This is a genomic window from Bacillota bacterium (genome assembly GCA_040754675.1).
Taxonomy (GTDB): domain Bacteria; phylum Bacillota; class Limnochordia; order Limnochordales; family Geochordaceae; genus Geochorda.
Genome location: JBFMCJ010000523.1, coordinates 1 through 2,808 on the forward strand (window position 1 = coordinate 1; position 2,808 = coordinate 2,808).

Annotated in this window: 4 protein-coding genes; 3 read left to right on the plus strand and 1 reads right to left on the minus strand. The window is 67.1% G+C overall.

Going from position 1 to position 2,808, the window contains the following annotated elements; genetic code table 11:
• Positions 1-395, minus strand: a 395-nt coding sequence (locus tag AB1609_20140; GenBank protein ID MEW6048753.1) for a hypothetical protein, incomplete at its 3' end; no start/stop codon positions are given.
• A 328-nt stretch (positions 396-723) separates the two neighbouring features.
• On the opposite strand from AB1609_20140, the gene AB1609_20145 reads away from it, so the two are divergent.
• From AB1609_20145 to AB1609_20155, 3 genes are all read left to right on the plus strand, one after another.
• The gene (locus AB1609_20145; protein ID MEW6048754.1) at positions 724-915 is read left to right on the plus strand and encodes a hypothetical protein; all 192 of its coding nucleotides are present in this window, start codon (positions 724-726) and stop codon (positions 913-915) included.
• A 220-nt stretch (positions 916-1,135) separates the two neighbouring features.
• Positions 1,136-2,296, plus strand: a complete 1,161-nt coding sequence (locus AB1609_20150; GenBank protein ID MEW6048755.1) for a hypothetical protein — start codon at positions 1,136-1,138, stop codon at positions 2,294-2,296.
• A 95-nt stretch (positions 2,297-2,391) separates the two neighbouring features.
• The coding region (locus tag AB1609_20155) for a dihydrodipicolinate reductase (GenBank protein ID MEW6048756.1) at positions 2,392-2,808 on the plus strand (417 nt) is incomplete at its 3' end.

The window sequence follows — 2,808 nt, forward strand, 5'->3', positions numbered from 1 at the left end:
GCCGAGGCCGGATCGGCAAATAGCCGGCGGAACTGCTCGAGCTGCTCGGACGGATCGCCAACGCCGTTGCCTTCCTGCACCGCGGTCGTGAAACCTGCCTCGAACCGGCGATGAGTGAGCCCCGCCGAGTTGTAGTAGAGGGCGGATGCGTCGTCCACCCACGCTGCGGCGGCGCCCCCCATGCCCGCGACGGCAGGGCTCAGGGGCGGTGACGCAAAGAAAGGCGCCGAGAAAAAGGGGGGTGCCGCTGCCACGTCGGAAGCCCGGGCGACCGGCAGGCCCCAGAAAAACACCGTGGCCGCCAGGGCCGTTGATGCCGCCGGTCGAATAACCCGGGCCAAAACGGCCCGGCAAGAGCGCGGCCGCCACCGTCGCGGCCGCGGGTGCACGAGCACCGGTGCATCCATCCCTTTCACGAAGTTGGAAAGACGGAGGAAGAGATTCGCAACTCGACCATACTGTTCCCTGCTGAACCAACAAAAGGAAGTCGATCCGCTTATTGAAGTTTCTCGGATCCCGCAGGAAAACAACTCATCTCGTTGAATGGGAGCGATGCATGTTTCTCCGGGGCTGCGATGGCTTTCCGGCCCCGTTGCGGAAAGGGGGGGTGGTGGGCCGTTCGCGTCGCACGGCGGGCGTTGGTAGCTATGACGCCACCCCTCGGCTGCTGCCCGGCCGGCTTTGACGCTCCCTGCTGGGTCACCTGAAAGGGCAGGGGTTGGGGTGATCAGCGAAGAGCGCGGGCAGACGCAAGTCAGCGAAGCGGAGTCGGTTAAGCGGCGGATAGAGGAACTTAGGCAGACGCTTTACACACGCACCGGGGTTCGTTACGAAGACGACCCCGAGCTGCATGACGAACTGGACCGGTTGATCCTACGTTACGTTCAGCTTACCCGTCGGCGCAGGAGGGCGTAGCGCAAGGTCAGCCGGCAGCGGCTCGTAGGGTGATGCGAAGCCGGGAGAGGCTCCTGTCAGCGGGCCTCTCCCGCTTTCTTTTTGTCGTGGTGAGTGACCGTCCAAAAGGAGCGTTGCACGCCGGAGCAAGCCGGCCGGACCCCACGGAAGGAGACAGAAGCCCTCAAGAGTAGAAGGGTTATCCAGGTGAACCAGTGATTACCAACCTGTCCGGGAGAGGATGGGGAATCTGGTGCTCATGCGGTTGCTCTCGCTCCTCCTTGCCGGAGCCGCTCTTTTGGGTGCCCGCTCAAGCGCCGTTGCGTCCTCCAACCTGGAATCCCTTGCCCTCCACGCTGGCCCCGAGCCCGCTTTCCCGGGCCGGTCACCGGCATCCGTGGAGCTCGCCGTCCGCTTCGCCGCTCCCGGGGCGGCACGGGATGAAATGCTTCAGGTGCATGTCGCTTCACGGAAGGGCCGCGTGGACACGCCGGTGCCGGGCCTGTCTCCGCTCCAGTGGCGGCCGGCGTTCTGGGAGTCCACCGAATCGAGCTGGAGCCAGGTGAACTCCGACGTCGAACTCGGTGCCCGCCTCATATCGCCTGCGGGAGGGGGAACGTGCGAACTCTGGTATTCCGCGGGGCCGGGCATTGCAGAGGGGACGGCCACCGAGACCATCGCCCTGGGCGAGAAAAGCGACCACGCCGAAAGGGTGTGGAGCGTATCGGGAGCCGGAGCCTCGGGCGGAGCTTCGTTCCAGTGGCCGCTCGCCCGCGACTCGGCCGCCGTGCTCGAGGCGGGGGTCGGCAGTGTTCACGTCTCCGGCCCTTTGAGCGAGGCTCAGGTTTACACGCAGCCCGGCCTTCGAGTCGAGACCGACCGGAAAGGATGGGCGTCGGCGGGCCAGAGGAGCACCTGGATCGCCGGCCGGCTTCACCTCGGGGACCCGGTTCTCTCCCTGGGGATGGGCCTGGGCTGGATGCGGCGGGATTCCTGGGGCACCCACCGTACGGAGCCGGGCAGCGCCCGGTGGATCTACGAAGGAGAACCCCCTGTGGTGGCCCCCGACTTCCGGGGCGAGACCGGCGACCTCGAACAGCGGTGGGCGGGGGCCGTGCTTCCGCTCCACCTGGAGTGGCGGCCCGGGCCCCGGCTTTCTGTCCGGGCTGCCGTGAGCGCCTGGTGGGGCGCCTTGACGGAGAGGGTCCAAAGCGACCGGAGGTTGTACGGCGACAGCGGGGAGCCGTTGAGCAAAACGGTGCTGCTCACCGAATCTCACGGGCCAGCCTGCGGCTGGACGTGGGAGCTGGGAGCGAGCTTCTTCGCAGAGGATGGGGCGTGCTGGAGGGTGGACGCAGGCCCTGACGGCCGGGTGAGCGTTAGCCTGGAAGTCCGGGCATGAGAGCCGCAGGGTTACGGCCGGCCGCAGCGAAGTGGGCCAACGATTGTGTCGCACCCGACCGGACCGGGGGGAGTTGCAGAAGAGGTATGGAGACGTTGCCATCCGTCGGTCAGCATCAGATGGTAGGCGTCGTGCAAATAGGACTCGGCCCCATCGGACAGGGCATCGTTCGCCGTCTGCTGCAGATGCCGGGGGTGCGGCTCGTCGGGGCGGTTGATCCTGCGCCAGACAAAGCCGGACGGGACGTGGGGGCTCTGGTCGGCGGTGGCCCACTGGGCGTCCGGGTGAGCGCGTCTTTTGAACCCGAGAAACTCGCCGGCGCCTCGGTTGCGCTTCACTCCACCGGGTCTCGCCTCGTCGCCGTGCTTGACCAGCTCCTGGCGCTGGTGGAGTCCGGGCTCGACGTGATTTCCACGTGCGAAGAGCTCGCCTGGCCCTGGTTTCACCACGCCGATCAGGCGCGGATTCTGGATCGGGCGGCGCGTCGCGCCGGGACGACGGTGGTGGGCACC